This window comes from Stenotrophomonas sp. FR024, from assembly GCF_047500745.2.
Lineage (GTDB): Bacteria > Pseudomonadota > Gammaproteobacteria > Xanthomonadales > Xanthomonadaceae > Stenotrophomonas > Stenotrophomonas maltophilia_A.
In genome coordinates this window covers 126,888-152,135 of sequence record NZ_JAXAXM020000004.1, presented here as the reverse complement: position 1 = coordinate 152,135, position 25,248 = coordinate 126,888, and the positions used below count along the sequence as shown (strand labels likewise).

General features: G+C 66.6%; 24 protein-coding genes. 8 read left to right on the top strand and 16 right to left on the bottom strand.

Going from position 1 to position 25,248, the window contains the following annotated elements; all coding sequences use genetic code 11:
• Positions 1 to 93: 93 nt before the first annotated feature.
• Positions 94 to 3,210, bottom strand: coding sequence for a discoidin domain-containing protein (locus ACMZ91_RS06365; protein ID WP_414577427.1), 3,117 nt, complete (start codon positions 3,208 to 3,210; stop codon positions 94 to 96).
• A gap of 198 nt (positions 3,211 to 3,408) precedes the next feature.
• On the opposite strand from ACMZ91_RS06365, the gene ACMZ91_RS06360 reads away from it, so the two are divergent.
• Entirely contained in the window at positions 3,409 to 3,705 is a 297-nt protein-coding gene (locus tag ACMZ91_RS06360) for a hypothetical protein (protein ID WP_049398559.1), read from the top strand.
• 80 nt (positions 3,706 to 3,785) lie between these two features.
• On the opposite strand, the gene ACMZ91_RS06355 is transcribed toward ACMZ91_RS06360, so the two are convergent.
• Complete coding sequence (locus ACMZ91_RS06355; RefSeq protein ID WP_414577425.1) at positions 3,786 to 4,862, bottom strand: MBL fold metallo-hydrolase; 1,077 nt, start codon at positions 4,860 to 4,862, stop codon at positions 3,786 to 3,788.
• A 104-nt stretch (positions 4,863 to 4,966) separates the two neighbouring features.
• Between ACMZ91_RS06355 and ACMZ91_RS06350 the strand changes: the two genes are divergently transcribed.
• Positions 4,967 to 5,578 carry a TetR/AcrR family transcriptional regulator gene (locus ACMZ91_RS06350; protein ID WP_414577423.1) on the top strand — a complete coding sequence of 204 codons (612 nt, stop codon included), beginning with the start codon at positions 4,967 to 4,969 and terminating at the stop codon, positions 5,576 to 5,578.
• Here ACMZ91_RS06350 and ACMZ91_RS06345 read toward each other — a convergent pair.
• Both ACMZ91_RS06345 and ACMZ91_RS06340 read right to left on the bottom strand, forming a co-directional pair.
• Positions 5,575 to 7,521, bottom strand: coding sequence for an EAL domain-containing protein (locus ACMZ91_RS06345; RefSeq protein WP_049398556.1), 1,947 nt, complete (start codon positions 7,519 to 7,521; stop codon positions 5,575 to 5,577). The genes ACMZ91_RS06350 and ACMZ91_RS06345 overlap by 4 nt on opposite strands.
• Positions 7,522 to 7,584: 63 nt before the next feature.
• Entirely contained in the window at positions 7,585 to 8,511 is a 927-nt protein-coding gene (locus ACMZ91_RS06340; protein WP_414577421.1) for a LysR substrate-binding domain-containing protein, read from the bottom strand.
• A gap of 96 nt (positions 8,512 to 8,607) precedes the next feature.
• Between ACMZ91_RS06340 and ACMZ91_RS06335 the strand changes: the two genes are divergently transcribed.
• Positions 8,608 to 10,119 carry an MFS transporter gene (locus ACMZ91_RS06335; RefSeq protein ID WP_414577419.1) on the top strand — a complete coding sequence of 504 codons (1,512 nt, stop codon included), beginning with the start codon at positions 8,608 to 8,610 and terminating at the stop codon, positions 10,117 to 10,119.
• Here ACMZ91_RS06335 and ACMZ91_RS06330 read toward each other — a convergent pair.
• Genes ACMZ91_RS06330 through ACMZ91_RS06320 form a run of 3 tightly spaced genes read right to left on the bottom strand, consistent with a single transcriptional unit; the run spans position 10,113 to position 12,266 of the window.
• Entirely contained in the window at positions 10,113 to 10,829 is a 717-nt protein-coding gene (locus tag ACMZ91_RS06330) for an SDR family NAD(P)-dependent oxidoreductase (protein WP_414577417.1), read from the bottom strand. The two genes, ACMZ91_RS06335 and ACMZ91_RS06330, sit on opposite strands and share 7 nt — an antisense overlap.
• Positions 10,830 to 10,857: 28 nt before the next feature.
• Complete coding sequence (locus ACMZ91_RS06325; RefSeq protein WP_414577415.1) at positions 10,858 to 11,586, bottom strand: GNAT family N-acetyltransferase; 729 nt, start codon at positions 11,584 to 11,586, stop codon at positions 10,858 to 10,860.
• A 14-nt stretch (positions 11,587 to 11,600) separates the two neighbouring features.
• Complete coding sequence (locus ACMZ91_RS06320; RefSeq protein ID WP_197655580.1) at positions 11,601 to 12,266, bottom strand: ArsR/SmtB family transcription factor; 666 nt, start codon at positions 12,264 to 12,266, stop codon at positions 11,601 to 11,603.
• Positions 12,267 to 12,321: 55 nt separating this feature from the next.
• Between ACMZ91_RS06320 and ACMZ91_RS06315 the strand changes: the two genes are divergently transcribed.
• Both ACMZ91_RS06315 and ACMZ91_RS06310 read left to right on the top strand, forming a co-directional pair.
• Positions 12,322 to 12,825, top strand: a complete 504-nt coding sequence (locus ACMZ91_RS06315; protein WP_414577413.1) for a DUF2938 domain-containing protein — start codon at positions 12,322 to 12,324, stop codon at positions 12,823 to 12,825.
• A 41-nt stretch (positions 12,826 to 12,866) separates the two neighbouring features.
• Complete coding sequence (locus ACMZ91_RS06310) at positions 12,867 to 13,670, top strand: APH(3')-II family aminoglycoside O-phosphotransferase (RefSeq protein WP_197655582.1); 804 nt, start codon at positions 12,867 to 12,869, stop codon at positions 13,668 to 13,670.
• Here the strand turns inward: ACMZ91_RS06310 and ACMZ91_RS06305 are convergent.
• Positions 13,643 to 14,068 carry a DoxX family protein gene (locus ACMZ91_RS06305; protein ID WP_134951090.1) on the bottom strand — a complete coding sequence of 142 codons (426 nt, stop codon included), beginning with the start codon at positions 14,066 to 14,068 and terminating at the stop codon, positions 13,643 to 13,645. The two genes, ACMZ91_RS06310 and ACMZ91_RS06305, sit on opposite strands and share 28 nt — an antisense overlap.
• Positions 14,069 to 14,211: 143 nt before the next feature.
• Here ACMZ91_RS06305 and ACMZ91_RS06300 point away from each other — a divergent pair, with 143 nt between their 5' ends.
• The 3 genes from ACMZ91_RS06300 (at position 14,212) to ACMZ91_RS06290 (ending at position 16,937) form a co-directional block, all read left to right on the top strand.
• The gene (locus ACMZ91_RS06300) at positions 14,212 to 14,802 is read left to right on the top strand and encodes a TetR/AcrR family transcriptional regulator (RefSeq protein WP_049462081.1); all 591 of its coding nucleotides are present in this window, start codon (positions 14,212 to 14,214) and stop codon (positions 14,800 to 14,802) included.
• The gene (locus ACMZ91_RS06295) at positions 14,799 to 15,833 is read left to right on the top strand and encodes a DUF418 domain-containing protein (RefSeq protein ID WP_414577410.1); all 1,035 of its coding nucleotides are present in this window, start codon (positions 14,799 to 14,801) and stop codon (positions 15,831 to 15,833) included. The genes ACMZ91_RS06300 and ACMZ91_RS06295 overlap by 4 nt, the downstream gene beginning before the upstream one ends.
• 99 nt (positions 15,834 to 15,932) lie before the next feature.
• Complete coding sequence (locus tag ACMZ91_RS06290; protein WP_049462048.1) at positions 15,933 to 16,937, top strand: aminoglycoside phosphotransferase family protein; 1,005 nt, start codon at positions 15,933 to 15,935, stop codon at positions 16,935 to 16,937.
• Positions 16,938 to 17,078: 141 nt separating this feature from the next.
• Here ACMZ91_RS06290 and ACMZ91_RS06285 read toward each other — a convergent pair whose 3' ends face one another.
• The 8 genes from ACMZ91_RS06285 to galE all read right to left on the bottom strand — a co-directional run bounded on the left by ACMZ91_RS06285 (position 17,079) and on the right by galE (position 25,032).
• On the bottom strand, positions 17,079 to 17,966 hold the full coding sequence (locus ACMZ91_RS06285) for a DMT family transporter (protein ID WP_414577429.1): 888 nt from the start codon (positions 17,964 to 17,966) through the stop codon (positions 17,079 to 17,081).
• A gap of 32 nt (positions 17,967 to 17,998) precedes the next feature.
• On the bottom strand, positions 17,999 to 19,060 hold the full coding sequence (gene murB, locus ACMZ91_RS06280; protein WP_049421351.1) for a UDP-N-acetylmuramate dehydrogenase: 1,062 nt from the start codon (positions 19,058 to 19,060) through the stop codon (positions 17,999 to 18,001).
• 8 nt (positions 19,061 to 19,068) lie between these two features.
• Complete coding sequence (locus ACMZ91_RS06275; protein WP_032127499.1) at positions 19,069 to 20,124, bottom strand: quinone-dependent dihydroorotate dehydrogenase; 1,056 nt, start codon at positions 20,122 to 20,124, stop codon at positions 19,069 to 19,071.
• A gap of 8 nt (positions 20,125 to 20,132) precedes the next feature.
• A complete protein-coding gene (locus ACMZ91_RS06270; protein WP_414577407.1) occupies positions 20,133 to 20,903 on the bottom strand; it encodes a class I SAM-dependent methyltransferase in 771 nt (256 codons plus the stop codon).
• Positions 20,904 to 20,908: 5 nt separating this feature from the next.
• Entirely contained in the window at positions 20,909 to 21,193 is a 285-nt protein-coding gene (locus tag ACMZ91_RS06265; protein ID WP_010484694.1) for a DUF4190 domain-containing protein, read from the bottom strand.
• A gap of 260 nt (positions 21,194 to 21,453) precedes the next feature.
• Positions 21,454 to 22,263 carry an SDR family NAD(P)-dependent oxidoreductase gene (locus ACMZ91_RS06260; protein ID WP_414577405.1) on the bottom strand — a complete coding sequence of 270 codons (810 nt, stop codon included), beginning with the start codon at positions 22,261 to 22,263 and terminating at the stop codon, positions 21,454 to 21,456.
• 40 nt (positions 22,264 to 22,303) lie between these two features.
• The gene (gene amaB / locus ACMZ91_RS06255; protein ID WP_049462043.1) at positions 22,304 to 23,836 is read right to left on the bottom strand and encodes an L-piperidine-6-carboxylate dehydrogenase; all 1,533 of its coding nucleotides are present in this window, start codon (positions 23,834 to 23,836) and stop codon (positions 22,304 to 22,306) included.
• 158 nt (positions 23,837 to 23,994) lie between these two features.
• Entirely contained in the window at positions 23,995 to 25,032 is a 1,038-nt protein-coding gene (galE, locus tag ACMZ91_RS06250; protein WP_414577402.1) for a UDP-glucose 4-epimerase GalE, read from the bottom strand.
• Positions 25,033 to 25,248 lie beyond the last annotated feature (216 nt).

The window sequence follows — 25,248 nt, the reverse complement described above, 5'->3', positions numbered from 1 at the left end:
CCCCCCCCCCCCCCCCCCCCCCCGCCCCTGTAGAGTCGAGCTTGCTCGACTGGCGCATGGTGATCGGCGAAATGCAGTCGAGCAAGCTCGACTCTACCAACGCGCCTCCAGCGTCTTGAACGGCTTCGCCACGCGCACGCCTTCCGCATCGAACGCGGTAACCTCGCGTCCATCCACACGCACCGTGTTCGGCATCGTCCGCGCCGGCCACCAGACCTTCACCGCCGTCCCGCTGCGCAGCCCTTTACCAAGCGTGACCGTCAGCGTGCCGTCGCGCTGCCGCGCCTGCATCTGCAACGTGCCATACGCGGTCGGCAGACGCTCCACCGCCAATCCATCGCCCGCCACCCACGAGGGCGGCGTGCCCGGCAGCAATGACAACGCGTCATCGTCCTCGCGCATCAGCATGCCGAACAACGTGCGACCATACTCGGCGCCGATCCAGGTGTGCGGCATGTCGCCCAGATAGCGCGGGAAGCGCAGCCGCGAATGCACGACCTCGGCCAGCACCTGCCACTCAAGCGGGCGCCGATCATGCAGCAGCCCCTGTAGCAGCTCGTCGGCCGCCTGCGGCTGGCCCAGGTGCACATAGCTCAGCACGTTGCGGATCTCGTACGGGGTGTAGGCATACAGCGCCCCGGGCTGGTTGCGCTTGCGCACATCGTCCAGATAGCGGGCGAAGGTGGTGCGCAGCGCCTCGGCCGGGAGCACGCTCTGCGCGCCGGTGGGATCCAGCGCGATGGATACGCCGGTGGGATCACCATCACCCAGATCCGCCGAGGACGGGATGAAGTCGATGCCCTTCCACGCCATCGTGGCGCGGATCGAGGCATGCAATGCGTCGTACAGCAGCTTGTACTGTTCGCGCGCCCAACGGGCGGTTTCATGGTCGCCAAGTGCCTCTGCCAGCCACGCACCGTCGTGCCAGCCCTTCAGGCCCCAGTAGTCATCCCAATAGCTGTGGGTGGGCGAAGGGTAGCCCTCGTGGCTGATCGACGGCGCAAGAATGCCCGCGAAGCGCTCCGGCGCTGGCTGGTCAGCCATGTAACCCGCTACCAGCGTGCGCTCGCGCAGCTGCTGCAGGAAGCGCAGCGCCGCCTTCACTTTCGGCAGGTAGTCACGCACCGACTCGGGCCCACCATCCAGGCGTGCGACATCGGCCACCAGCGTCACGTACTGGCCTTGGCTGTCGTACTCGATATCCGATCCGAAGCCGGTGTTGACACTGCCATCGTCGTTGAGGATCGGCGAGACCAGTCCGCTGCCGTGCACGCCGTGCTGGCTGTACCACGCCAGGTAGTCGCGCGCGACCTTGGCTTCGCCCATGCGCAGCAGCACCGCCGAGGTGGCCATGCCATCGCGGATGAAGGAGCGGTTGTAGTTGCGCGGGCCGGGCTGCATGGCCGGGCCGGTCTGGTTGATCAGCATGTAGGCAGCCTGCGCGCGCAGCATGTCGACCAGCGAGGGATCGGGCAGGCGCAGGCCGACCTGGCCCAGCCGCGCCTGCCAATCTGCGGACGCCTGCGTGGCCAGCGTCTCGAACGCCGCATTGGCATCACGGGGCAGCGTGGACAGGTCAAGCGCAGGCGCCTCGGGCAGCACGCCATTGGCATCGGCAGCGGCGGTACCGAGTGGGAACGCCACGACCACCGCATCGCTGGCACCGGGCGCGAGGCGGATCCGGTAGCTCAATGCGGCTGCGGCCAGTCCTTGCTCGTCACGTGCCTGCTGCGAGGAAGGCAGTTCGCCGGCAGCGATGTCCGCGGTGATCTCCGTTGCGCCGTCCTTCCCGAACGGCGCAACGCCGGACGCAGCCACCGGCGTGAGCGAGCGCAGCAGCGTGCGGCCGTTCACGCGCACCGTGTTGGCTTCGACGGCGACCTCGCGGATCGGAGACAGCCCACCGTTCTGCCATGGCGGGTTCATCTGCATCGGTCGTACCGCCAGGGTCAGCGTGCCGTCGATCGCGGTGGTGCCGGTGTTGTGCAGTCGATGGCGGAGAAAGGTCACCGGCTGGCCATCGCGCTCGATGGCGAACACCTCACTGCGCAGCTCCAGCCCGGGTTGCGGTGACCAGGTGGCGGAGGGGATTGGCTTCCAGCCGTCGCGCAGTGCGTGCTGCACCTTCTGCCCGGCGGCACCGGCTGCGCTGCCATCGGCATTGCGCCAGATCGGCTGCACCAGCGGTGCGCCCTTGAAGGCCTCGACGTTGCCGTACTCGTCGAAGATCGACTTCTGCCGGCCCGCGTGCACGCCGACCGCAGTCCAGTAGGTCTGCTGCATCTGCAGCGAGGCGGGGAACAACGCGCGCTGTGCGCCGCTGGCGGCGATCTGGTAACGCTTCATCGGCGTCATCACCGCCTTCGGGCCGAGCAGGCGGATGCGTGCCACCTGGGGGGCATCGCCGTCGACGTTCAGCCGCAGTGCCTGCAGGTCCAGCGGCGCGCTGGCCGCGAGCCAGCTCTGCTGCCGGGTTGCCGCCTGTGCATCCGTGGCCAGTTCGTGCCAGCGGCCCTGGGCATCGCGTGCCTGCAGGCGCGCAGCGCCGTGCTCATTGGCCCAGTCCACCGCCAGCCCGGTGCTGGACTGCGCGCGCGGCAGAACGATGTCGAGTGTGTGGGTACCGCCCTTGCCGGCGGGAATCGCCACCGCACTGCCGCCCTGCCAGAGTGCCGCGGACTGCGTGGCATCGAGTCCGGCCACGCGCGCACTGAGCGTGCTGTCCAGCGGCTCCATCTCGAAAATCGACACGCCCCAGTCGGACGTGCGCTGCGGGCTGGCCAACCGCAGGTAGCGCGCCTGGCGTGGCGCGAAGTACAGCGTTTCCACGTCGCCCAGCGAATCGGCCATGGTGTACGCGGTCTGCCACTGTGTGCCGTCCAGCGAGGTCTGCAGCGAATAGCCTTCCGGGTTGGAGACATCCCAGGTGAGGCGTGCGCCGGCCAGCATTGTTGGCGCGCCGAGGTCGATCTGGAACCAGTGGCCCGGACTGAAGGCACCGCCGGTGACGGTCTTGGGGTCGCCGTCGATCAGATGGCTGATCGCCATCGCCGGAACCTGCTGCGAGGAGGCGCTGGCCTGCCATTGGCTGCGTGGTGGCAATGTCTGTGCCTGCGCGGAGGATGCCAGGACGGCGAGCATCAGAGTGGCGGCAGGTCGCCATCGGGCAGGTGGGCGGGAGACCTTGGAGCGTTCGGCGCGCAACGTCATTACGGACAGCCTCGCAGGTTCGACCGGAATCGGGCGAGCGCTACGCTAGCAAGGGATGTAATCGGTTACATGACGCACTGCAGCGCCGCCGGGCGCTGGCGCTGCCATCGCGGGAGCGCTGACGGATGTGGCTCTGGACGGCTGCCGGCTTGCCCCTATCCTGACTGGCAGCGACCACCGATCTGAAATGGATTGATGATGGAATTCAGTTTCACGCTGATGTACCGAGTGCCTGATACCGGAAAAGATCTCAGTGCATTTGAGCGAGGTCTTGCAGAGGTGGGGTGCGACGATGCGCTGCTGGGCAGTGGTTCGCCGGGCGTGTTGGCGTTGCGATTCCAGCGAGAAGGCACAGCCGCAGACGATGTCGCGCGTGCCGCATGCGTGCAGGTTCAGAGTGCGCTACCGGAAGCCGAATTGATAACCGTGCATGTCGATGTCAGCAATGCTGCCGGCGTCTCCAATTTCGGTGCCTCCAAAGCTGAGCTTGTTTGACGTCCACGGCGCATTTCTCGGAAGCAGCCGAGCATGGCTCGGCTCTACATGGCTTCCGGCAGGTCAAGCGGCATCCCCCATTACAGCTCCACCGTCTCCCACCAGCGCGTACCCGCCTGCGGCGCCTGCATGTCCAGTGCTTCGCCCATCATCGGCGTGGCCACCGGCACGTTCTTTGCGCCAGCCAATGCAGTGATGCGCTCGAACGGCTGTTGCCATGCGTGCAGCGCCAGATCGAAGGTGCCGTTGTGGATCGGCAGCAGCCACTTGCCGCGCAGGTCCAGGTGCGCCTGCAGGGTCTGCTCGGGCTGCATGTGCACGAAGGCCCAGCGCGGGTCGTAGGCACCGGTTTCGATCATGGTCAGGTCGAACGGGCCGTACTTCTCACCGATGGCCTTGAAGCCGTCGAAGTAGCCGGTGTCGCCGCTGAAGAAGATGCGGAAGTCATCGTCCTGGATCACCCATGACGCCCACAGGCTGCGATCGCTGTCGCCCAGACCGCGGCCGGAGAAATGCTGGCCCGGGGTGGCGGTCAGGCGCAGGCCGCTGGCTTCGGTCGATTGCCACCAGTCCAGCTGTTCGACCTTGCTGGCGTCCACGCCCCACGCAATCAGCTGGTCGCCCACACCCAGCGGTGCGATGAAGCGCGCGGTCTTGCCGGCCAGCTGCATCACTGCGGCATGGTCCAGGTGGTCGTAATGGTTGTGCGAGAGGATCACGCCGGCGAGCGGCGGCAGTTCGTCGATGCTGATCGGCGGTGCATGGAAGCGCGCCGGGCCCATCCACTGCACCGGCGAGGCGCGCTCGGAGAACACCGGGTCGGTCAGCCAGTACTGGCCGCGCAGCTTCAGCAGGATCGTGGAATGCCCGAGCCGGAACAGGCTGCGATCCGGCGCGGCGTCCAGGGTGGTGCGGTCCAGCGGCAGCACCGGAATGGGGTGGGCGGGCACGGTGCCCTTGGGCTTGTTGAACAGGAACGTCCACCAGATCTCCGCGCCATCGCGCAGGCCCATCGCCGGACGCGGCAGGGCATTGCGGAACTTGCCGTCGCGGTACTGCGGCGAATCGGGGAAGTCGGGGAGGGACCAGGACTTGCAGAAGGTATAGGCGGTCACGGCGAGGATTCCAAGCAAAAGGACAAGGAGCAGGCGCTTCATGGGTGACGTCCGCTGGGTACACTGCACAGTGTAGTTTCGTGTTTTTCAAAAGTACACTGCCGGGTGTAAAATGGTGGCGTCCGTTCAGTTATCTGGTTCCTGCCATGTCCCGTGCCCCGCAACGCCTGACCGACCGCAAACGCGAAGCCATCGTGCGTGCGGCGGTGGAGGAGTTCCGTGCATCGGGCTACGAGGCGACCAGCATGGACCGCATCGCCGAGGTGGCCGGGGTCTCCAAGCGCACCGTCTACAACCACTTCCCGAGCAAGGAAGCGTTGTTCTCGATGATCCTGGAGGAGCTGTGGGAGCGCAGCGTGGCCAGCGACGCACTGCCGTACCGCGCCGACCAGCCGCTGCAGTCGCAGCTGATGCAGCTGCTGGGGCAGAAGCTGGAGCTGCTCAGTGATGCCAACTTCATCGACCTGGCACGGGTGGCAATGGCCGAGATCATCCATTCGCCGGAACGTGCGCAGGCCATCGTCTGCCGTATGGGCGAGAAGGAAAGCGGTGAGAGTGCGTGGATCCGCGCGGCAATCGCCGATGGCCGGCTGCGCCAGGTCGATCCGGAGTTCGCCGGCCACCAGCTGCACGGGCTGGTGAAGAGCTTTGCATTCTGGCCGCAGGTGACGATGGGGCAGGCGCCGTTGAACGAACAGGAGCGCGCACGCGTGGCCGAATCGGCGGTGGCGATGTTCCTGGGTTACTACGCGGTCTAGCTGGCGGCGAAGCGGCGGAACTCGTCGGCCGGCAACGCGGCCGAGTACAGATAACCCTGGCCGACATCCACGCCCAGTGCGCGCAGTTGCTGTTCCTGCGCGAGGGTTTCGGTACCCTCGGCCACCACGATCGCACCGCAGCGATGCGCGACTTCGACGATGAAGCGAACGATCGACTGCGACTTGGCGTCGGACAGGGTGGCAATCAACGCCTGCTCGATCTTGACCTCGGCAATGGCCAGCTGCGAGAGCAGGATCAGGGTTGAATAGCCGGCACCGAAATCATCCAGTGACAGCGTGACCTCCGCCGCCAGCAGCTGTGCGATGTTGGCATCGACCACGTCGCGCTCGACGATCTCGGTCCATTCGACGATCTCCAGGCGCAGCATCACGCCGGGCACATCGTGCAGTGCCAGCAATTCCTGCAGGCGCAGGCCGAAGTCGGGCAGGCGCAGTGACTCGGCCGAAACGTTCACGGCGATCTTCAGCTGCGAGCCATCGCGTCGGCACTGCTGCAGGAAGTGGATGGCCGACTGCAGCGTGGCCCATTCCAGTTCAGCCAACCGCCCCTGCCGGCGCAGCAGCGAGATCACCCGCATCGGCGCGATCAGCCGGCCCTCGCCGTCGCGCATACGCAGCAGTGCTTCGGCGCCGACCAGCTGGCGATCCTGAAGGCGATGCTTGGGCTGGTAGCACAGGGGGGCATCTCCCTGCTGCAGCCAGCGTTCGAGGGCGACTTCGATCAGGGCGTCGATCTCGCTGTCGCGCTGGATCGGATCGTCGAAGAACACAACGCCGGATTCGATCGCACTCAGCGCCACGGTGATCGCGCGGAACGGAAGATGTCCTTCGTCGGCATCGGCTGGGGGCTTCAATTCGACCACCGCACAGCGGAACAGCGGCCGGAAGCCGGGCCAATCGCGGCCGACCCGATCGGCCAGGTTGCTGGCCAGCTCGGTGATCTGCGGCTGCGTGCGCAGTTCGAACAAGGTCAGGTCGCGCACCAGGATCGCCAGCGCGGCATCGCCGAACTGGTAGATCTCCAGTTGCCCGGCTGGCAGCGAGGGCAGCAGCCGATGCACCTCGTCGGTGCTGTCGCGCTGCCACAGGCCGTTGTCCTGCAGCGGCCCGTAGCGCAGGCGCAGATCGCGCAGGTTGCCCATCTCGGCCACGATCAGGCAGGCCTTGCCGATGCCGTCGTTGTCGCGCCAGTAATGTTGCAGGCGTTCGCCAAGTGCACGCATGTTGGGCAGGCCACTGATCGGATCAATGCGCAGCCAGGCCTGTTCGCGCTGACGCTGTGCATCGATCTGCGCATCGTTGTAGACCAGCGCGAACACCGCGCCGAGCATCAGCAGCGATAGTGGCAGTGCCAGCAGCCGCTGGATTGCCAACTCCTCCACGGGTAGCTGATTGGCGCCGATGATTGCGACGCCCAGTGCCAGGCCCAACGCAGTGACGGCGATACGCACGCCCCAGGCCTGCAGGATCACGCGCAGCGAGAGCTCATTGAGCATGCGCGGGTGCAGGCGCCTGCGCAGCCAGACGCCGGCCAGCATCTGCAGCGTGGCCTCGAGGCCGGCCGGCAGGAAATACTGGGTGCCGGCAAACTGGTAGCGCGCCAGCAGGCTGGCGGCCAGGCAGGTCAGGCCGCCGCGCCAACCGCCCAGCAGGCCACTGACCAGCAGGATGTCGAAGCCGAGGTGCAGCTTGACCACACCCTGGGTGTAACGGGCCACGAACCAGGAATTGAACAGGTAGATCAGGCCCAGCGCCACGCCGACATACAGGCGACGGCCTTCAATGGCGTGCCCGGCGCGGCGGGTGGCGATCAGCAGCACGCCGATCATGCCGATCACCGCCGTGGCCTGCAGCAGGTACAGCGGCAGGCTGGGCAGGGCGCTGTCCAGGACCTGGGCCGAGACCCGTGAAAGCGCATCCATAGCAGGTTCCCGCCTGTGACCGACGGCCAGTGACGAGCAGCGTAGTCGCAGCAGGGCGCAGGTTCAATTGCACTGGCTGGGTTCGGGCAGGAGGTGTTCGGCCATGAAATCGACAAATGCGCGTACACGCGGCTGCTGATGGCGATGGCTTGGCCAGAGGGCCCAGAAGGTGCTGCGCTCGGTGCTCCATGTGTCCAGGACGCTGACGAGTTCACCGCGGTCCAGCGCATCACGCGTGGCGAAGTCGGGCAGGCACGCAATGCCATGGCCGTCAATGGCCATGTGCAGGATCGTCTCAAGATGATTGGCGGTCATTGCGGCAGTCAGCCGCGGCTCGGTGCCTCCCTCATGCGTGGGCAGCGGCCAACGTTCGATCAGGCCGGTGCCGGGAAAGCGATGGAGAAGGCACGCGTGGCCGCTCAGATCCTCCGGGTGCTGTGGCGTGCCGCGCTTGGCGAAGTACGCAGGGGCGCCCACACAGAGCAGGCGGGCACTGCCGAGGTTGCGGCCGCGCAGCCTGGAGTCGGCGGGGTTGCCCGTGCGGACAACGGCGTCGAAGCCCTCCTCGATGACATCGACAAGACGGTCGCTGAAGTGCAGGTCGAGTTCGATGGCCGGGAAGCGGTGCGCAAAGGCCGATAGCACCGGCAGCATCAGTCCGCTGGCGAGTGGAAGACTGACCTTCAGGCGACCGCTGGGCGCGGCCTGGGCGTCGGTCAGCTCGCGCTCCGCTGCGGCGACCTCGGTCATGATGCGACGGCAGCGTTCAAGGAACTGCTCGCCTTCGGCAGTCAGGCTGACGCTGCGGGTATTGCGATTCAGCAGGCGGGCGCCCAGGCGCTCTTCCAGCCGGGCGATGGTCTTGCTTGCCGCCGAAGGGGTGATGCCACGCTGTCGTGCTGCGGCCGCGAAGCTGCGTGCCTCGGCGACCAGAACGAAGAGGCTGAGACCGGCAAAGCTGTCCATGACATGGCCATTGATGACGTTCATGTCATTAAAGCACGGACACAACGATGGATTTTTACGCGATAGCGTCGTCGCTAGCATCAATGCGGTGGCGCCTGGCCACGCTGGAGCTTCATCGACATGTCTGTTGCCTCTGCTGAGACGGCCGGATCATCACGCTTTGGAGTGGTGCTGGCGGGCTGCCTGACGGCGCTCACCATTCCCTTGAGCATTGCCAGCCCCGCCGTGGGCATTCCCGCCATCCGGGACGCGCTGGGCGGTTCGCCTGCGGCGTTGTCCTGGATCATCAACGCCTACCTGCTGACCTACGGCTGCACCACGCTGGTGGCCGGTGGGCTGGCCGATCTGCATGGCAGGCGCCGGATCTGGATTCTGGGCGGCGCGTCGTTTGCGCTCGTCACCGGCCTGATCCCCTTGATGCCCGATGTGGCGTGGATCAATGCACTGCGACTGCTTCAGGGGATGGCGGCGTCGGCTGCGTTTGCGGGTGCAATGGCGTCGCTGGCGCAGGTGTTCGACGGCCAGGCGCGGGCCAGGGTGTTCAGCCTGATCGGCACCACCTTTGGTGCAGGAGCCGCAGGCGGTCCGCTGCTGGCAGGCGGGTTGATCGATGCGCTGGGCTGGGAATGGGTGTTCTTCCTGCCTGCGTTGCTGGCCGCCCTGACCGTACCGTTGGTCGCCCTGTCATCCGTCGAATCGAAGAGCACCGGTTCGCCACGCCTGGATTGGCTGGGCGCCGTCACCTTCATGCTGGCGCTGGGGTCTCTCACCTACGCCATGATCGTGCTGCCGGAACGCGGCCTGTTGCATCCGCAGACGCTGGTATTGCTGGCGCTCTCGATGGTGTTGCTGGCCGCGTTCATTGCCGTCGAGCGCTCCCATCGAACACCGCTGCTGGATCTCGGGCTGTTCCGCAACCGGCGCTTTGTCGGCGTGCAGATTCTCGCCGCTGCGCCTGCGTTCTCGTACGTCGTCCTTCTGGTGGTGCTGCCGGCGGGGTTCATCGGTGTTGAAGGACTGCGGCCCACCGAGGCTGGACTGGCGATGGCAGCACTGTCTGCACCCTTGCTGGTTGTGCCCCTGGTTGCCGGTTACCTGCTGCGCTGGATTCCGGCGCGGACGCTGTGCTGTGCGGGCCTGTTGATCGGCGCGCTTGGGCTGGCATGGCTGGCCCAGGTGTTCCAGCTACCTTCGGTGCGCTGGATGCCGATGCTGGTCATCGGGATCGGCATCGGTCTGCCTTGGGGGATCATGGATGGCCTGGCGGTCAGCGTGGTCGGCAAAGAGCAGGCAGGCATGGCCGCGGGCATCTTCAACGCAATGCGACTGGCAGGCGATTCCATTGCCCTCGCGCTTGTCGGCATCATGCTTTCTGCCCGGATTGGCGGGAGTATGGCGCTTGAGGCCAGCGTCGTGGCCCGTGCCGCCGTGCACAGGCTGTCCATGGGCAACCTTGGCGGAGCGGTGGAGGCATTGCCCGGCGTTTCGAGAACGGCGCTGGCCCAGGCATACATGGAGTCCGTCCGTGGCCAGCTGTTTGTCCTCGCGATGGCGACCGTGCTGACCGCCATCGTGCTCGGGTACCTGTTGCGCGAAGAGTTCGAGCCTGGCCTGCGCAGGCGTGGTCAGTAGCGTGGGTCGGCGATGGCCGGCAGCACCAGTTCGCGCACGAAGCCGGACGGTGACAGCCGCAGCAACGCGCGCACCATCGCAACGACGTCGTGCACCGGCACCAGCTCGCCGTCGCCGCGCGCTGCGGCCTCTGCCACCGGCACTGAAAGTGCATCGTCGGTGTTGAGGTAGCCCAGCTGCAGGCTGGTCACCGCCAGGCGGCGATCGCGGAAGCCCTCGCGCAGTGCATCGGCGATACCGTTGAGCGCGAACTTGGATGCGCCGAACGCCACTTCCAGGCGGCCGCTGCGTGGCAGTGCCGAGGTCGAGCCGGTCAGCACCAGCTGCGGGCGTGGCGCGCCCAGCACCCGCGGCAGCAGGCGCTGCAGCAGCACCAGGGTGGCGGTGATGTTGACGTCGACGAGTTGGGTGAGTGCGGCATCGGTTTCGTCGAGGAAGGCGTACTCGTCGCTGAAGGCGGTCTGTTCCCAGATGCCCAGGTTGTGGATCAGCACATCCAGATCGGCAGGTGCCTGTGCTGCGATGTGGTCGGCAGCCACGGTCGGCTGGGACAGATCGGCTTCGATCCACTGCAGGGTGACGCCCTCGGGGCATTCAATATCGCGCGGTCGGTTGCGTGAAACGCCGAAGACGGTGTCGCCTGCACTGCACAGGCCTTCCACGAACGCCCGACCGAGGCCCCTGCTGGCGCCGATGACCATCAATTTCATGTTGCTTCCTTGTTGTACTGCGGCGGCCTCAGTCGACCGCCAGAACGGTGTCCCAATCGGCGAACGCACGCAGGCCGCTGCGTTCGGCGGTAATGATCGAGGCGGTGTTGTCGAGCTGGCAACGGTACTGCGGCTGCAGCCCGGCCGCCTGCGCGGACATGGCCATGGCGTGTACCAGCTGGCGCGCGTGCCCGCGACCGCGGGCCTCGGGCAGGGTCAGCACGCCCATGTCGGCCAGGGCTGGATCCAGGCTCCACGGGTACATGCTTCCCGCGGTAACCAGCCGCTCGCCATCGAAGGCGCCGAACACCTGCCAGTGGTCCAGCTCGACCCAAGCGGCATCCAGATCCTCCTCGCTCGCGCTGGCCTGGAACCCGTCGAACGCGGCTGCGTCGGCCGGGCCAAGACGGCGGATATGTGGCGGTGCAGGGCGCTCGGCCAGGGCCGCAAGTTCTGCGGCGGGGAAGTAGAAGACGCGATCCGCGCCATGCGTGCGCTGGCCGAGCTGCTGCAGGCGCAGTTGCAGCTGCGGGAGCGTCCAGTGCGGTTGCGCGTGCAGTTGCAGGCGAGCGGCCAGGGCCGGGCGCAGCAGTGCGCGCGCGGGGCCCGCGACCGGCTGCAGCAGCATGCCGTCCTCGCCCTCATCGAAATCATCGCTGCACGCCAACTGCAGCAGCGGATCATCCTGCAGCATGCGCTGCCCGGAGAACACGCTGCGCCAGGTCGCATCGATCAACGGGGCAAACACATCATCCATGACCGGTGTCTCGCTCAGTGCCGGGGCAGGTCCACCTGCAGGCCGGCGGCCTTCCATTCGGGGTAACCGGCGGCGAGCCGCTGCGCGGTCAGTCCGGCCTCGCGCAGCATCGCCACCGCATCGTTGGACAGCACGCAGTAGGGACCGCGGCAGTACGCGACAATGTGGACGGCACGCGGCAGTTCGTCCATCCGTGCACGCAGTTCCGTAACGGGAATGTTCAGCGCGCCGGGCAAGTGGCCCAGATCGAATTCCTCACGCGGCCGCACATCCAGCAGCACCACGCTGCTGCGTTGTTCCAGCAACTGCTCGACAGTCAGGCCTTCCAGAGCATCGCGGCGCTGCAGGCTGTCGTGGATCACGCCGTGCATCTCGCTGCGCTGGTGGTCGGCGTAGTCGCGCAGCGCGGCCAGCAGGTTGCCCAGCGGACCCTCACCACTGCGGTAGAGGATGCGCTTGCCATCGCGTCGGGTCTGAACCAGGCCGGCACGGCGCAGCTGCTGCAGATGCTGGGAGGTATTGGCCACCGACAACCCGGTCAGTTCGGCCAGGCGCTCCACGGCGCGCTCGCCCTGGGCGATGTGCTCCAGCAGGGCCAGGCGATGGGCATGGCCGAGCGTGCGGGCGATCTCGGCCAAGGCTTCCAGCGGTGAGAGCGGTGGCTCTGTTGCAGCGGTCATGCGGCGCACGCTAGCATCGCTCTATCATTAAAGCAAATAATTGAAGGTGCGCGATATGGCTGGCTTGGCGACATTCGTGATGGATGCGGTGGTAGTCGGCGTGGGAGCGACCGCAGTGATGGAACTGTGGGCGCTGGTGCAGCGGCGGCTGCTTGGCATTCCCTCGCTGGATTTCGCGATGGTGGGCCGCTGGCTGGGGCATCTGCCGCGCGGTCGCTTCCGCCACGATGGCATCGGCCGCTCGGCAGCGGTCAGTGGCGAGCGCGCGCTGGGCTGGACCGCGCATTACGTGATCGGTATGGTCTTCGCCGCGTTGCTGCTGGCCGTGGTGGGGAACGGTTGGGTGCAGGCGCCGACACTGGGGCCGGCGCTGGCCTTCGGCATCCTCAGCGTCGCTGCACCGTTCCTCATCCTGCAGCCGGGCATGGGCGCGGGCATTGCCGCTTCAAAGACCCCGGCGCCGGGCAAGGCGCGCCTGCGCAGCCTGGTGGCGCACAGTGTGTTCGGCCTGGGCATGTACCTTTCCGCGTTGTTGTTGGCTGCGGTCCATGCAGGATGAGCGAGAATCCGTGGGGTCACCGGCAACAGGAACACCTCGGCATGGAAGCACCCGAATCCATCACTGATGACATGCCGCTGCCGTGGGCGTGGCAGGACGCATTGGCCGATGCGCGCATCGAGCGGCAATCGATTGGTGTGTCGCGTGCGGATGTTGCCCGCGTGCATCGGCCGGGCCAGGCCGATGCCTTCCTGAAGTCGGAAGTGATCGACGCCTTCAGTGAGCTGGGCGATGAGATCGCACGCCTGCGTTGGCTGCAGGCACAGGGACAACCGGTGCCAACGGTGATTGCCACTGCCGAAGAGGCGGGCCGGCGCTGGTTGCTGATGAGCGCGCTGCCTGGCCGCGACCTGGCCTCGTCGCCGGAGCTCGCGCCGCAGCAGCTGGTGGAGCTGCTGGCCGACGCGCTACGCGGGCTGCATGCGTTGCCGGTGGCAGCCTGTCCGTTCGACCAGCGACTGGCGTCGCGCGTGCAGGTCGCGCAGGCCCGCATTGAAGCGGGCCTGGTGGATGCCGATGATTTCGATGACGAACGCCTGGGGCAGAGTCCGCAGCAGGTCTTCGCCGAACTGTGCAGCACTCGGCCCGACCATGAAGACCTGGTGGTCAGCCATGGAGACGCCTGCCTACCGAACCTGATGGCGGTCCAGGGTCGCTTCAGTGGTTTCATCGACTGTGGCCGGCTGGGTGTGGCCGACCGCTACCAGGATCTGGCGCTGGCCGCGCGCAGCCTGGTCCACAACTTCGGCGACACGCGTTGGGTCGCGCCGTTGTTCCAACGCTACGGCGCGGTGGCCGACGAGCGCCGGCTGGCGTTCTACCGGTTGCTCGACGAGTTCTTCTGAGCCCGCGCATGGCTGGCGATGGCCGCGCAGATCAGGCCACCGACCACGCTCAGGTGTTCCAGCGCGAAGAACAGGGCCAGCTGCTGTTCGGCGCCGTGCTTGTTCCAGAAGGTATGCACGATGACGATGGTCAGCAGCATGAACACCGCCAGCGCGCCGCTGCCCAGCCAGAGCAGGCGATCGAGCAGCAGGCACAGTGCGCCACCCAGCAGCACCACGGCGCTGGCGATGTTGAACAGCACAGGCGGTTGCAGCCCGGCCGCCTGCATTTCGGCCACGCTGTTGTCCCACGCCAGCAGCTTGGCCAGGCCCGAGGACAGGAACACCACGGCCAGCAACAGCCGCGCGAGGAGCCACAGCACGCGGCTGTCGAGCAGGGTGGTGATCATCCGTGGCATGCAGGAACTCCGGGTTGAGCGTGGGACAGGCCGCGCAGCATCGGGCCTCAACCGCAGTTGAGGTCAAGGCTGGCTGAACGGAGCCCGGCGTTGGCCGGATCGCCAGCTTCTAATTGGACGAACGTTCGTTCACTATTCGCACCATGAACCGAGCCGACCGCAACGAGCAACGCATCGCGCAGATCCTGCAGGCCGCCCTGCAGTGCTTCCTCGCGAAGGGATTCCACCAGACCAGCATGCGTGACATCGCACAGGCGGCCAGTGTCAGCCTGGGCAATCTCTACAACCACTTCCCGGGCAAGGAAGCGATCATCCTGGCGGTGGCGGTGGCCGAGAGCGAAGAGCTGGCACCGTTGCTGCAGCGACTGGCCGCGTCCGATGGCGAACGCACACAGGTGATGGCCTTCCTGCAGGACTTCCATGCGCTGTGCCGGCAGCCGGAGTGGGCAACACTTGCAGTGGAGGTGCTGGCCGAGAGTGCACGCAATCCGGCCGTCGCCGAGGCCTTCGCGGCCAATCGCAGGCAATTGCAGGCGACGCTGGCCGAAGCCCTGCAGCAGATGGCACAGCGCGAACGTCGGCGTCCCGTACTGGCGCCGGCACTGCAGGCGCAGGTGCTGCTGGATGCCATCGAAAGCGACGCACTGCGTCGGGGGCTGGGCGAAGCCGATGGCACCAATGAGGCATCGCTGGATCTTGGCCTGCTCGCGCTGCTGCTCGGGGCACGCGCATGAGCGTCGTGGACCGGCGGTTGCACGGCCTGGACCTGGCCCGCTACCTGGCACTGGCCGGCATGGTGCTGGTGAATTTCCGTCTGGCGATGGCCGTGCCGGCAGAGGGTGAGGGTTGGCTGGCAGGGTTCTTCCATCTGCTGGAAGGCAAGGCTTCGGCGACGTTCGTTACGCTGGCTGGCTTGGGCCTGGTGTTGGCCACGCAGCGGCAAGGGTGGTGGCCGGCCAGCGTGCAGACCTGGAGGCGCGCGCTGTTCCTGATGGTGCTGGGCCTGCTCAACCTGACCCTGTTCCCGGCCGATATCCTGCACTACTACGCGGTGTATTTCGCGTTGGCAGTGCTGTGGCTGCGTGCCTCGCCGCGGGTGTTGGTGGCCAGCATCGTGGGCCTGGCGGCCTGTTCGTTCTGGGCGTTGCTGCATTGGGATTACAGCCAGGGATGGAACTGGCAGACGCTGGAATACGCCGGTCTGTGGCAATGGCCGGGCGCGGCCCGCAACCTGCTGTTCAATGGCTTCCACCCGTTGATGCCGTGGCTGTGCTTCTTCCTGCTGGGCATGCTGCTGGCGCGCCTTCAATTGTCGCAGCCTCGGGTGCAGCATGCATTGCTGGTGCTGGGCCTGTTGCTGATCGCGGCTGGACATGGCGTGCAGCAGCTCGCACAGGGAACGCTCTGGCAGGCGTGGCTGGGAACGCAGCCGATGCCGCCGGGACCCGCCTACGTGCTTACTGGTGCGGGCGCGGCCTGCAGTGTCATCGCCGCCTGCCTGTGGCTGACGCGTGTACGCCCGGGCCACTGGCTGGAGCCGTTCACCGCGGCCGGGCGCATGACCCTGACCCTGTACGTGGGTCACATCCTGCTGGGCATGGGCACGCTGGAAAGCCTGGGCCTGCTTGATGGCAGTGCCTCGCTCGCGTCGGTGCTGTTGTGGGCGCTGCTGTTCCTGATGCTGGCGACCGCTGCGGCGTGGCTGTGGTCATGGCAGTTCGCGCGCGGTCCACTGGAGGCGGTGATGCGCCGTATTGCAGGCTAGTTCTCTGGTCGTGCCGACGCGATGTTGTGACGGACATGTCTGTGTCGTGGCGAGCGCATCTGCGATAGTGGCGGCAGGTAACACTTTCCGCTTGCATCCATGTCATTCGCTTCGGCGCAGCATCTCGGCGAAGTCCTGCAACAATCCTATGGCATCACCCCGACCGCCGTGGTGCCACGCCCGGTGGGCGCCGACGCCAATGCCAGCGTGTATCGCGTCGATGCGCGGCACGGGCAGTGGTGGTTGAAATGCCGCACCTACCAGGTCGACCCATCGGTGTGGGACAGCCTGCACTGGATGCGCGGCACGTTGGGTATCGATGAGATCGTCGCGCCGTGGCCGGCACTGACCGGTGGTGCGTCGGTGCAGCGTTGGGGATTGCAGTTCACCCTGTTCCCTTATGTGGAAGGCCAGTCCGGGTTCGAGGCAGCGTTGAGCCGCACCCAGTGGAAACGGCTGGGTGAGGTACTGCGGCGCCTGCACGGTGCGCAGCTGCCGGCGGAACTGCAGCAGGCGCTGCCGATCGTCCGGCTGGAAACCGCGGCGCTGGAGACCGTCGGGCAGTGGTTGGCCGGCGAGGGCCTGGCGGCCGCGAAGGACGGGCTGGGCCGCGCATTCGTTTCGGTATGGGACCAGCAGCATGCACGCATCGCGGCGCTGCATTCACAGGCACGGGAACTGCTCGCGGCCTTGCAGGACGTGCCGGTAGACCTGCATCTGTGCCACACCGATCTGCATGCCGGCAACCTGCTGATGGGCAATGACGGAGGGCTGCACCTGATCGATTGGGATGGCCTGTCGCTGGCACCGCGCGAGCGCGACCTGATGTTCATCGGTGCGGCGGTTGGCGGGCGCTGGGGGCGCGAGAATCCGCTGGGCTTCGAGGACGGCTACGGCAGCGACCGCGGCGATCCGCGCTGGATCGCCTGGTACCGGCACTGGCGCATCCTGCAGGATCTGATCGAGTTCCAGCAGGTGCTGCTGGGCAGCGATGGTGAGGAGCGTTCGCCGCAACTGCGCCGGCAGTCGCTGCATTACCTGGGTGAGCAGTTCGCACCGGGCAATGTGTTCGATGCGGCGGAGCGGGTGTATCGGGCGCTGTAAACGCACGTCACCTGCCATCGATGAGGCGTCGCGCTGCGCGCGATGAGTCGAGCATGGCTCGACTCTACAGTTGCGCTCGGCTGCTCTTCGCGCCGCCATCGTTGATCAGGCGGGCAGGGATCATCCGCGCATGGCGCGGATCTACTCGGCCGGCTTGGCTGCCGACGAGGCCGCAGCGCTCGCTGCGCGGCGCGACAGCACGGCCTCGCGATGGGCGATGTAGGCGTTGGCGGCAAGGATGATGCCGGCGCCGATGATCGTCCAGCGGTCCACGCTTTCGTTGAACAGCAGCCAGCCAAACAGCGTCACTAGCGGCAGCTGCAGGAAGCTGATCGGGGTCAGTGCCGAGACTTCACCCAGGCGCAGCGCACGCGTCCACAGCAGCTGGCCGATGGTGCCGAGCACGCCGGTGGCCAGCAGCCACAGCCACGCCATGCCGGTGGGCCAGACCCACACGAACACGGCCGGCACCAACGACAATGGCACCCAGAACACGTAGGTGTAGAGCACTACGGTATCGGCACTGTCGATGCGGGTGAGCTGCTTGATCTGGATCGCCACCAGCGAACTCAGCACGGCGGCGGCCACCGCGACCAGACTGCCAGCGGTGAATCCGGCGGTGCCGGGGCGCACGATCACCAGCACGCCGATGAAGCCGACAACCACCGCCGCCCAGCGACGCACGCGCACGGTCTCGCCCAGCCACAGCACGGCGGCAATGGTGACGAACAGAGGGGTGGAGTACGAAAGCGAGACCGCCTGCGCCAACGGCAGATGGCCCAATGCCCAGAAGGCGCACAGCATCGAACCCAGGCCGATCGCACTGCGCACGAAGTAGCGCGGCAGCTGCTGGGTTTTCAGCGGCGCGTGGCCTGGCCGCAGCAGCATCGGCAGCAACGCCAGCAGGCCGAAGGCGTTGCGGAAGAACGCCACTTCCTGGGTGGGCACGTAGCGCGTGGCATAGCGGATCGCCACCGCCATCAGGCCGAATGCCATCGTGCTGCCGAGCATCAGCAGCGCCGCCCGCATCGGGGTGGCGCTGGGGGAGAGGGCGGGGGTGTTCACCACTGTGCGCCGAGCAGGCGGGGCTCCGGTTCGATTGGCACGCCGAACTTCTCCAGCACGGAAGCAGAGATGCGTCGCGCCAGCGCCAGCAGTTCAGCGCCGGTGGCGTTGCCGTGGTTGACCAGCACCAGTGCGTGGCTCGGCGCCACGCCAGCATCGCCTTCGCGGAAGCCCTTCCAGCCGCAGGACTCGATCATCCATGCCGCCGAGACCTTGCGCTTGCCGTCCTGGTCGGACGGGAACACCGGCAGCTCGGGGAAGTGCTGCAGCAGCACGTCGACCTGTTCCAGCGGCAGCACCGGGTTCTTGAAGAAGCTGCCGGCGTTGCCCAGTACATCCGGGTCGGGCAGCTTGCGGCGGCGGATCGCGATCACCGCATTGGCCACGTCCACCGCACTGGGCAGCTCCACACCCTGTGCCTGTAGTTCCTCGCGGATGCCGGCGTAGTCCATGCGCAGGTCATGCAGCAGTGGCAGCTTCAGTTCGATGGCGGTGATCAGGTAGCGGTCCATCTGCTGCTTGAACACGCTGTCGCGGTAGGCGAAGCCACACTGTTCGTTGTCCAGCCGCACCCAGGCCTGCTCCTGGCAGTCCCAGGCTTCGACGGCCTGGATGAACTCGCCGACCTGCGCGCCGTAGGCGCCGATGTTCTGGATCGGCGCGGCACCGGCGGTGCCGGGAATCAGGGCGAGGTTTTCCAGGCCGGACAGGCCTTCCTGCAGCGACCACATCACCAGGCCGTGCCACGGCACACCGGCACCGGCGCGGATCACGGCATGGTCGGCGCGATGCTCGAGGAAGCTGATGTCACGGTTGCCGAACACCAGCACGGTGCCCGGCAGATCCTCGGCGATCAGCACGTTGCTGCCGGCACCCAGTACCAGCAGCGGGCCGTTGGCCACCTCGGGCAGTGCCAATACCTCCGGCAGCAGCGCGGCATCGTGCAGTTCAAGCAGCTGAGCGGCGCTGGCCTGCACATGGAAGGTGTTCAGGGCCTGCAGCGGCGCATTGCGGGTGAGCGTCCAGCGCAGCGGGGCGTTGCCGTCGACGGTATCCATGGGTGTGCTCACAGTGGGGCCACCGCGCCGCGGCTCGGCGCTTCGCGGCGGCGACGGATCGCCTCCACGCATTCGGAGACGAGGGCCGGGCCACGGAAGATCAGGCCGCTGTAGCACTGCACCAGCGCCGCACCAGCAGCCATCTTGGCCACCGCGTCGGCACCGGACAGGATGCCGCCAACACCGATCAACGGCACCGACTCGGGCAGGCGCGAACGCAGGCGGCGCAGTACCAGGGTGGACTGCTCCAGCACCGGCGCACCGGACAGGCCACCGGCCTCGTTGGCCAGCGGGTCGCCGGCTACCTTGCTGTGGTCGATGGTGGTGTTGGTGGCGATCACGCCGTCCACCTGCAGTTCGCCCAGCACGCGGGCAGCGGCATCGATGTCGCGCTCGCTGAGGTCGGGCGCCACCTTGACCAGCATCGGCACGCGGCGACCGTGGCGGGCCGCGAGATCTTCCTGGCGGTCGCGCAACTGGCTGACCAGCTGGCGCAGCGCGGTTTCTTCCTGCAGTTCACGCAGGCCGGCGGTGTTGGGCGAGGAGATGTTGACAGTGATGTAGTCGGCCAGCGGGTACACCTTGTCCAGGCAGGCGATGTAATCGTCCACGGCCTGTTCGTTCGGGGTGTCCTTGTTCTTGCCTATGTTGATGCCGAGCAGGCCGCGGCGGTTGCGCGCGCGCTCGACGTTGCGCACCAGCGCGTCCACGCCCGCATTGTTGAAGCCCATGCGGTTGATGATCGCGTTGTGTTCCGGCAGGCGGAACAGCCGCGGCTGCGGATTGCCGGCCTGCGGGCGCGGGGTGATGGTGCCGATTTCGACGAAGCCGAAACCCAGCGCGAACAGCGCATCGATGTGCTCGCCATTCTTGTCCAGGCCGGCGGCCAGGCCGACCGGATTGGGGAAGGTCAGCCCGAACACCGTGCTGGGCATCGGCGCGATGCGTGCGGCCAGCAGCGGCGTGGTGCCGGTGCGATAGGCCAGGTCCAATGCGGACAGGCCAAGGCCGTGGGCGCGCTCGGCGTCGAGCGAGAACAGGAAGGGGCGGGCAAGCGAATACATGCGTCGGTTCAGTCCAGCGTGCCGAGGAAGGCTCGGGTTCGATATTCAAAAGCGACCTGGCCGTCGACCGCGTGGGCGGCGAACAGGTCCTGCAGAGCGTTGATCATCGGCGCGTGACGCGGATGACCGGCTTGCGGGGCATAGGAGGAGGACAGCAGGCGCCCGTGCAGGGCGTCGAAGTCCAGGTGCTGCACGTTCGGCAGCTCGACCATGCCGCGCAGGCCGGGGCCGAACCAGGCCTGCATGGTGGCATCGTCCTGGTAGCGCTCGGCCACGGCGGAGTAGTCGGTGCCGTAATCCAGCAGCAGCTGTTCGTAGCCGACCAGGAACGGACTGGCATCGAGCAGGCGCGAATTCCAGTAGATCAGTGCCTGGCCATCCGGACGCAGGATGCGCTGCCACTCGGCGCGCACCGCCACGGTGTCGAACCAGTGGAAGGCCTGCGCGACGCTGACCAGATCGATGCTGGCGTCGTCCAGGCCGGTGGCCTCGGCGCGGCCGTCCACCGCACGGAACTGCGGGTACTGCGGTGCCAGCCATTCCTCGGCCGCGCCCCGCATGGCGGCGTTGGGTTCAACCGCGACTACCGGATGGCCGCTGGCCAGGAACAGGCGACTGGAAATACCGGTCCCGGCGCCGATGTCGGCGACCAGCGCCTCGCGGCTGACGCCCATCGGGCCGTGCAGCCATTCCAGCAGCGCGGGTGGGTAATCGGGCCGGTAGCGGACGTAATCGGCGACGCGGCTGCTGAAGCGTTCAGTGCTGTCGGAGGTGGTCATGGCAGTCAGTTCGACATCGCAGCGAGCCAGGCCAGGCCGCCGAAGAACAGGATGAAGACCAGGATGGCGGCGATCACCGCGCCGACCATCACCCAGCCCAGTACCAGACCGGTGACGGCCAGGCCATCGCCTTCCAGTTCATGCGGGCGGCGGCGGATCTCGGCGCGGGCCATGTGGCCGGTGATGATGGCCACGATGCTGGCCACGAAGGGCAGGACGGTCCAGCTGGCGATGCCCATGACCAGGCTGACCACGGCCAGGGCGCTTGTCTGTCGGGGTGCCACGCTCATCGGGGTCCTCCTTGGCAGTGTGCACATGATAGTGCCTCTGCCCGGGCAATCCCATGCCCGACGGATGCGATGGCAGGCGTCGACCTTGGCAGACGAAGGGCATTCCAGCCAGGCAGGCCTCGACCTTGGTCGACGAACCGCATTCCAGCCGTGGTAGGCGTCGACCTTGGTCGACGAAAGGCATTCCAGCTGTGGTAGACGTCGACCTTGGTCGACGAAAGGCATGCCAACCAAGGTTGGCAACTACCGGAGTGCCGGTGTCAGCCCATCAACACCTGGCCACCATCCACGTTGAGCACATGGCCGGTGATCCAGCGCGCCAGCGGCGAGCACAGGAACAGGGCTGCATCGGCGATCTCGCGCGGGTGGCCGAAGCGGCCGAACGGAATCTTCGCCAGCGTACCGTGGTACAGCGCCGGGTCTTCGGTGCGGCGGCGGTCCCAGAGGCCGTCATCGAACTCGATCGAGCCCGGTGCGATGGCATTGACCCGGATCCGTTCCTTGGCCAGCGCGAGCGCCTGCGAGGTGGTGTAGTGCGACAGCGCGGCCTTGGCGGCGGCGTAGGGCGCACCACCGGGACGCGGCTGCTGCGCGGCAATCGAAGACAGATTGAGGATGCAGGCGTCGCTGGATTTGCGCAGCCAGGGCAGGGCCAGGCGAGAGGCCCGAACCGCCGCCATCAGATCGATCTGCAGGCTGGCCGCCCAGCCATCCTCGTCGTCGGCCATGCCATAGCCGGTGGCGTTGTTGACCAGCACGTCGATGCCGCCGAGCGCATCGGCGGCGGCCTGCAGCCAGGCCTGGATCTGGCTTGGATCGGCCAGATCGGTGGAAAACGTGTGCAGTTCGAAACCCTGTGCCTGTGCTTCGGCGCGCAGTGCATCCAGACCGGCCTGGCCGCGAGCGCAGACCGAGATCCGCGCACCGGCGCCGGCAAACGCCAGCGCCATTTCACGGCCAATGCCCTTGCTGCCGCCGGCGACCAGCACGCAGCGGCCGGTGAAATCAATCACCGGCTTGCCAGCCTGAAGAGCCGAGCCATGCTCGGCTGCATTTCCTGCGGTGTTCATGGCGCATCCTGCCGAGCATGGCTCGGCATTACAGAAAGCGTTACAGGTCGAACTTGATGCCCTGGGCCAGCGGCAGCGAATCCGAGTAGTTGATGGTGTTGGTCTGGCGGCGCATGTAGACCTTCCATGCATCCGAGCCGGACTCGCGACCACCGCCGGTGTCCTTCTCGCCACCGAAGGCGCCGCCGATCTCCGCACCGGACGTGCCGATGTTGATGTTGGCGATGCCGCAGTCGCTGCCGGCCGCCGACAGGAACTTCTCGGCGGTCTTCAGGTTCTGGGTGAAGATCGAGGACGACAGGCCCTGCGGCACGCCGTTCTGCATGTCGATGGCTTCGTCGATGCTGTCGTACGGCATCACGTACAGGATAGGCGCGAAGGTTTCGTGCTGGACCACGGCGTCGCTGTTCTTCAGGCCCGAGACGATCGCCGGCAGCACGAAGTTGCCTGCGCGGTCGATGCGGGTGCCGCCGGTTTCGATGGTGCCGCCGGCCGCCTTGGCCTGAGCGATGGCATCGAGGAACTGCTGCACGGCGCCATCGCTGTTCAGCGGGCCCATCAGGTTGGCGGCATCGGTCGGGTCGCCGATCTTGCCTTCCACCTGCTTATAGGCCTTGACCAGCGTGGCCAGCACGTCGGCATAGATCGAGCGGTGCACGATCAGGCGGCGGGTGGTGGTGCAGCGCTGGCCGGCGGTACCGACGGCGCCGAACACGATGCCCGGCACGGCCAGCTTCAGGTCGGCGGTTTCGTCCAGGATGATGGCGTTGTTGCCACCCAGCTCCAGCAGGCAGCGGCCGAGGCGGCGCGCGACCTTCTCGTTGACGGTGCGGCCAACCTGGGTCGAGCCGGTGAAGCTGATCAGCGGCACGCGGCGGTCATCGACCATCTTCTCCGACAGCGCGGTGCCGGCATCGTTGATCAGGAAGAAGATGTCCGGGAAGCCGGCTTCACGCAGGGCGTCGTTGCAGATCTTCAGCGAGGCGATGGCGGTCAGCGGCGTCTTGTTGGACGGCTTCCAGATGCACACGTCGCCGCAGATGGCGGCCAGGAACGAGTTCCAGCTCCACACCGCGACCGGGAAGTTGAAGGCCGAGATGATGCCGACCAGGCCCAGCGGGTGGTACTGCTCGTACATGCGGTGGCCGGGGCGCTCGGAATGCATGGTGTAGCCGTACAGCATGCGGCTCTGACCCACGGCGAAATCGGCGATGTCGATCATCTCCTGCACTTCGCCGTCGCCTTCGGGCTTGCTCTTGCCCATTTCCAGCGCAACCAGCGAGCCCAGGGCGTCCTTGTGCTTGCGCAGTGCTTCGCCGCAAAGGCGCACGGCTTCACCGCGGCGCGGCGCCGGCGTGGTACGCCAGACCTTGAAGGCTTCCTGGGCGCGGGCGACGACGGTGTCGTACTCGGCCTCGGTGGTCGCGCGGACCTGCGCGATCGGCTCGCCGGTGGTCGGGTTGACCGGGGTGATCAGCTCACCGCTGGTCGCGCTCGACCACTCCCCGTTGCCCAGGTACGTGCCAGCGTTGATCGCGTCCAGGCCAAGGGACTTGAGCAGCTCGGAAGACATGCAGACTCCTGTGTTTCGTTACGTTGTTTGGCGCCATCGCGGGCAGGTGGGGGACGCGATGAACAGAACCGCCGATGGTAGCAGAGGGAGGTTGCTGGGCTTTGGTGCGGTGCGGGGTGAAACCGCACCGATAGGCCATCCCTATTCGGGGTGCCTGTTCAGGCAGGCAGGGCTTCGTCCAAGCTGCGCGCGGTGTCAGGAATGGCCGGCTGCGGCGACCACGCGGGAGGATAGCGATGCCACTGCCAGGCACTGGCGATGATTGGCGCCAACTCGGTCCAGCGCGGCTGCCAACCCAGGATCTCGCGAGCGCGGGCAGAAGACGCCACCAAGCTGGCCGGATCGCCCGGGCGGCGTTCCGCCATCTCAAACGGAATTTCGCGTCCGCTGACCGCTGCCGCGGCTGCAATCACCTCATGGACGGAGAAACCCTGCCCATTGCCCAGATTGAAGGCGTGCGCACCCGGCGTGTGCTCCATGTACTCAAGTGCCAGCGCGTGGGCTTGGGCCAGATCCTGCACGTGTACATAGTCGCGCACGCAGGTGCCATCGGGTGTTGCGTAGTCATTGCCGAACACTTTCATGGCGTTGCCGATGCCCAATGCGGCACGCAGGACATTGGGAATCAGGTGGGTTTCGCAGGCATGGGCCTCGCCAATGCCCTGGTCGGGCAGGGCGCCTGCGGCATTGAAGTAGCGCAGGCAGGTTGAACGCAGGCCGTAGGCTGTGGCTGCGTCAGCGAGAATCCGCTCTGCCATCAGCTTGCTGGCGCCGTAAGGGTTGATGGGCGCCTTGGGGTGGTCCTCATCGATCACGTCCGACAGTGGATTGCCGAATACCGCAGCGGTGGAGGAGAACACGATGCGATCGATGTCGTGGCGCCGCATGGCGGCCAGCAGGTTCAGTGTGCCAGTGACGTTGTTGTCGTAGTAGGCATAAGGATCCGCAACGGACTCACCGACCAGCGAGCGGGCAGCGAAGTGCATCACGGCATCGAACTGGCGACCATGGAGAGCGCGTTCGAGCGCTTCGGGATCCAGCAGGTCGGCTTCCAGCAGTTCGCCCCAGCAGACCGCGTCGCGGTGGCCGGTGGACAGGTTGTCGAGCACGGTTACGGCGTGGCCGGCTTCGGCCAGGTACTGGGCCATGTGGCTGCCGATGTAGCCGGCGCCGCCGCAGATGAGGAGTTGCGACACGCATCTTCCTTGTTGCGAAAAAATTCGTGGGATTCTAGCAGTGCTGATGAGTTCGACGCCCTCAATAGGAGTCGATCAGTGGCAGCTATGACCTAAAATGACGTATTCTGATGCATTTTGATACATTTGTAATTCGTAATAATTATAAGCACTTAGGTGATTTTCCGACGGTGCCGTGGGGGTTCTTCCGACTTGAGGTTCCTATCTTTTGCCCTT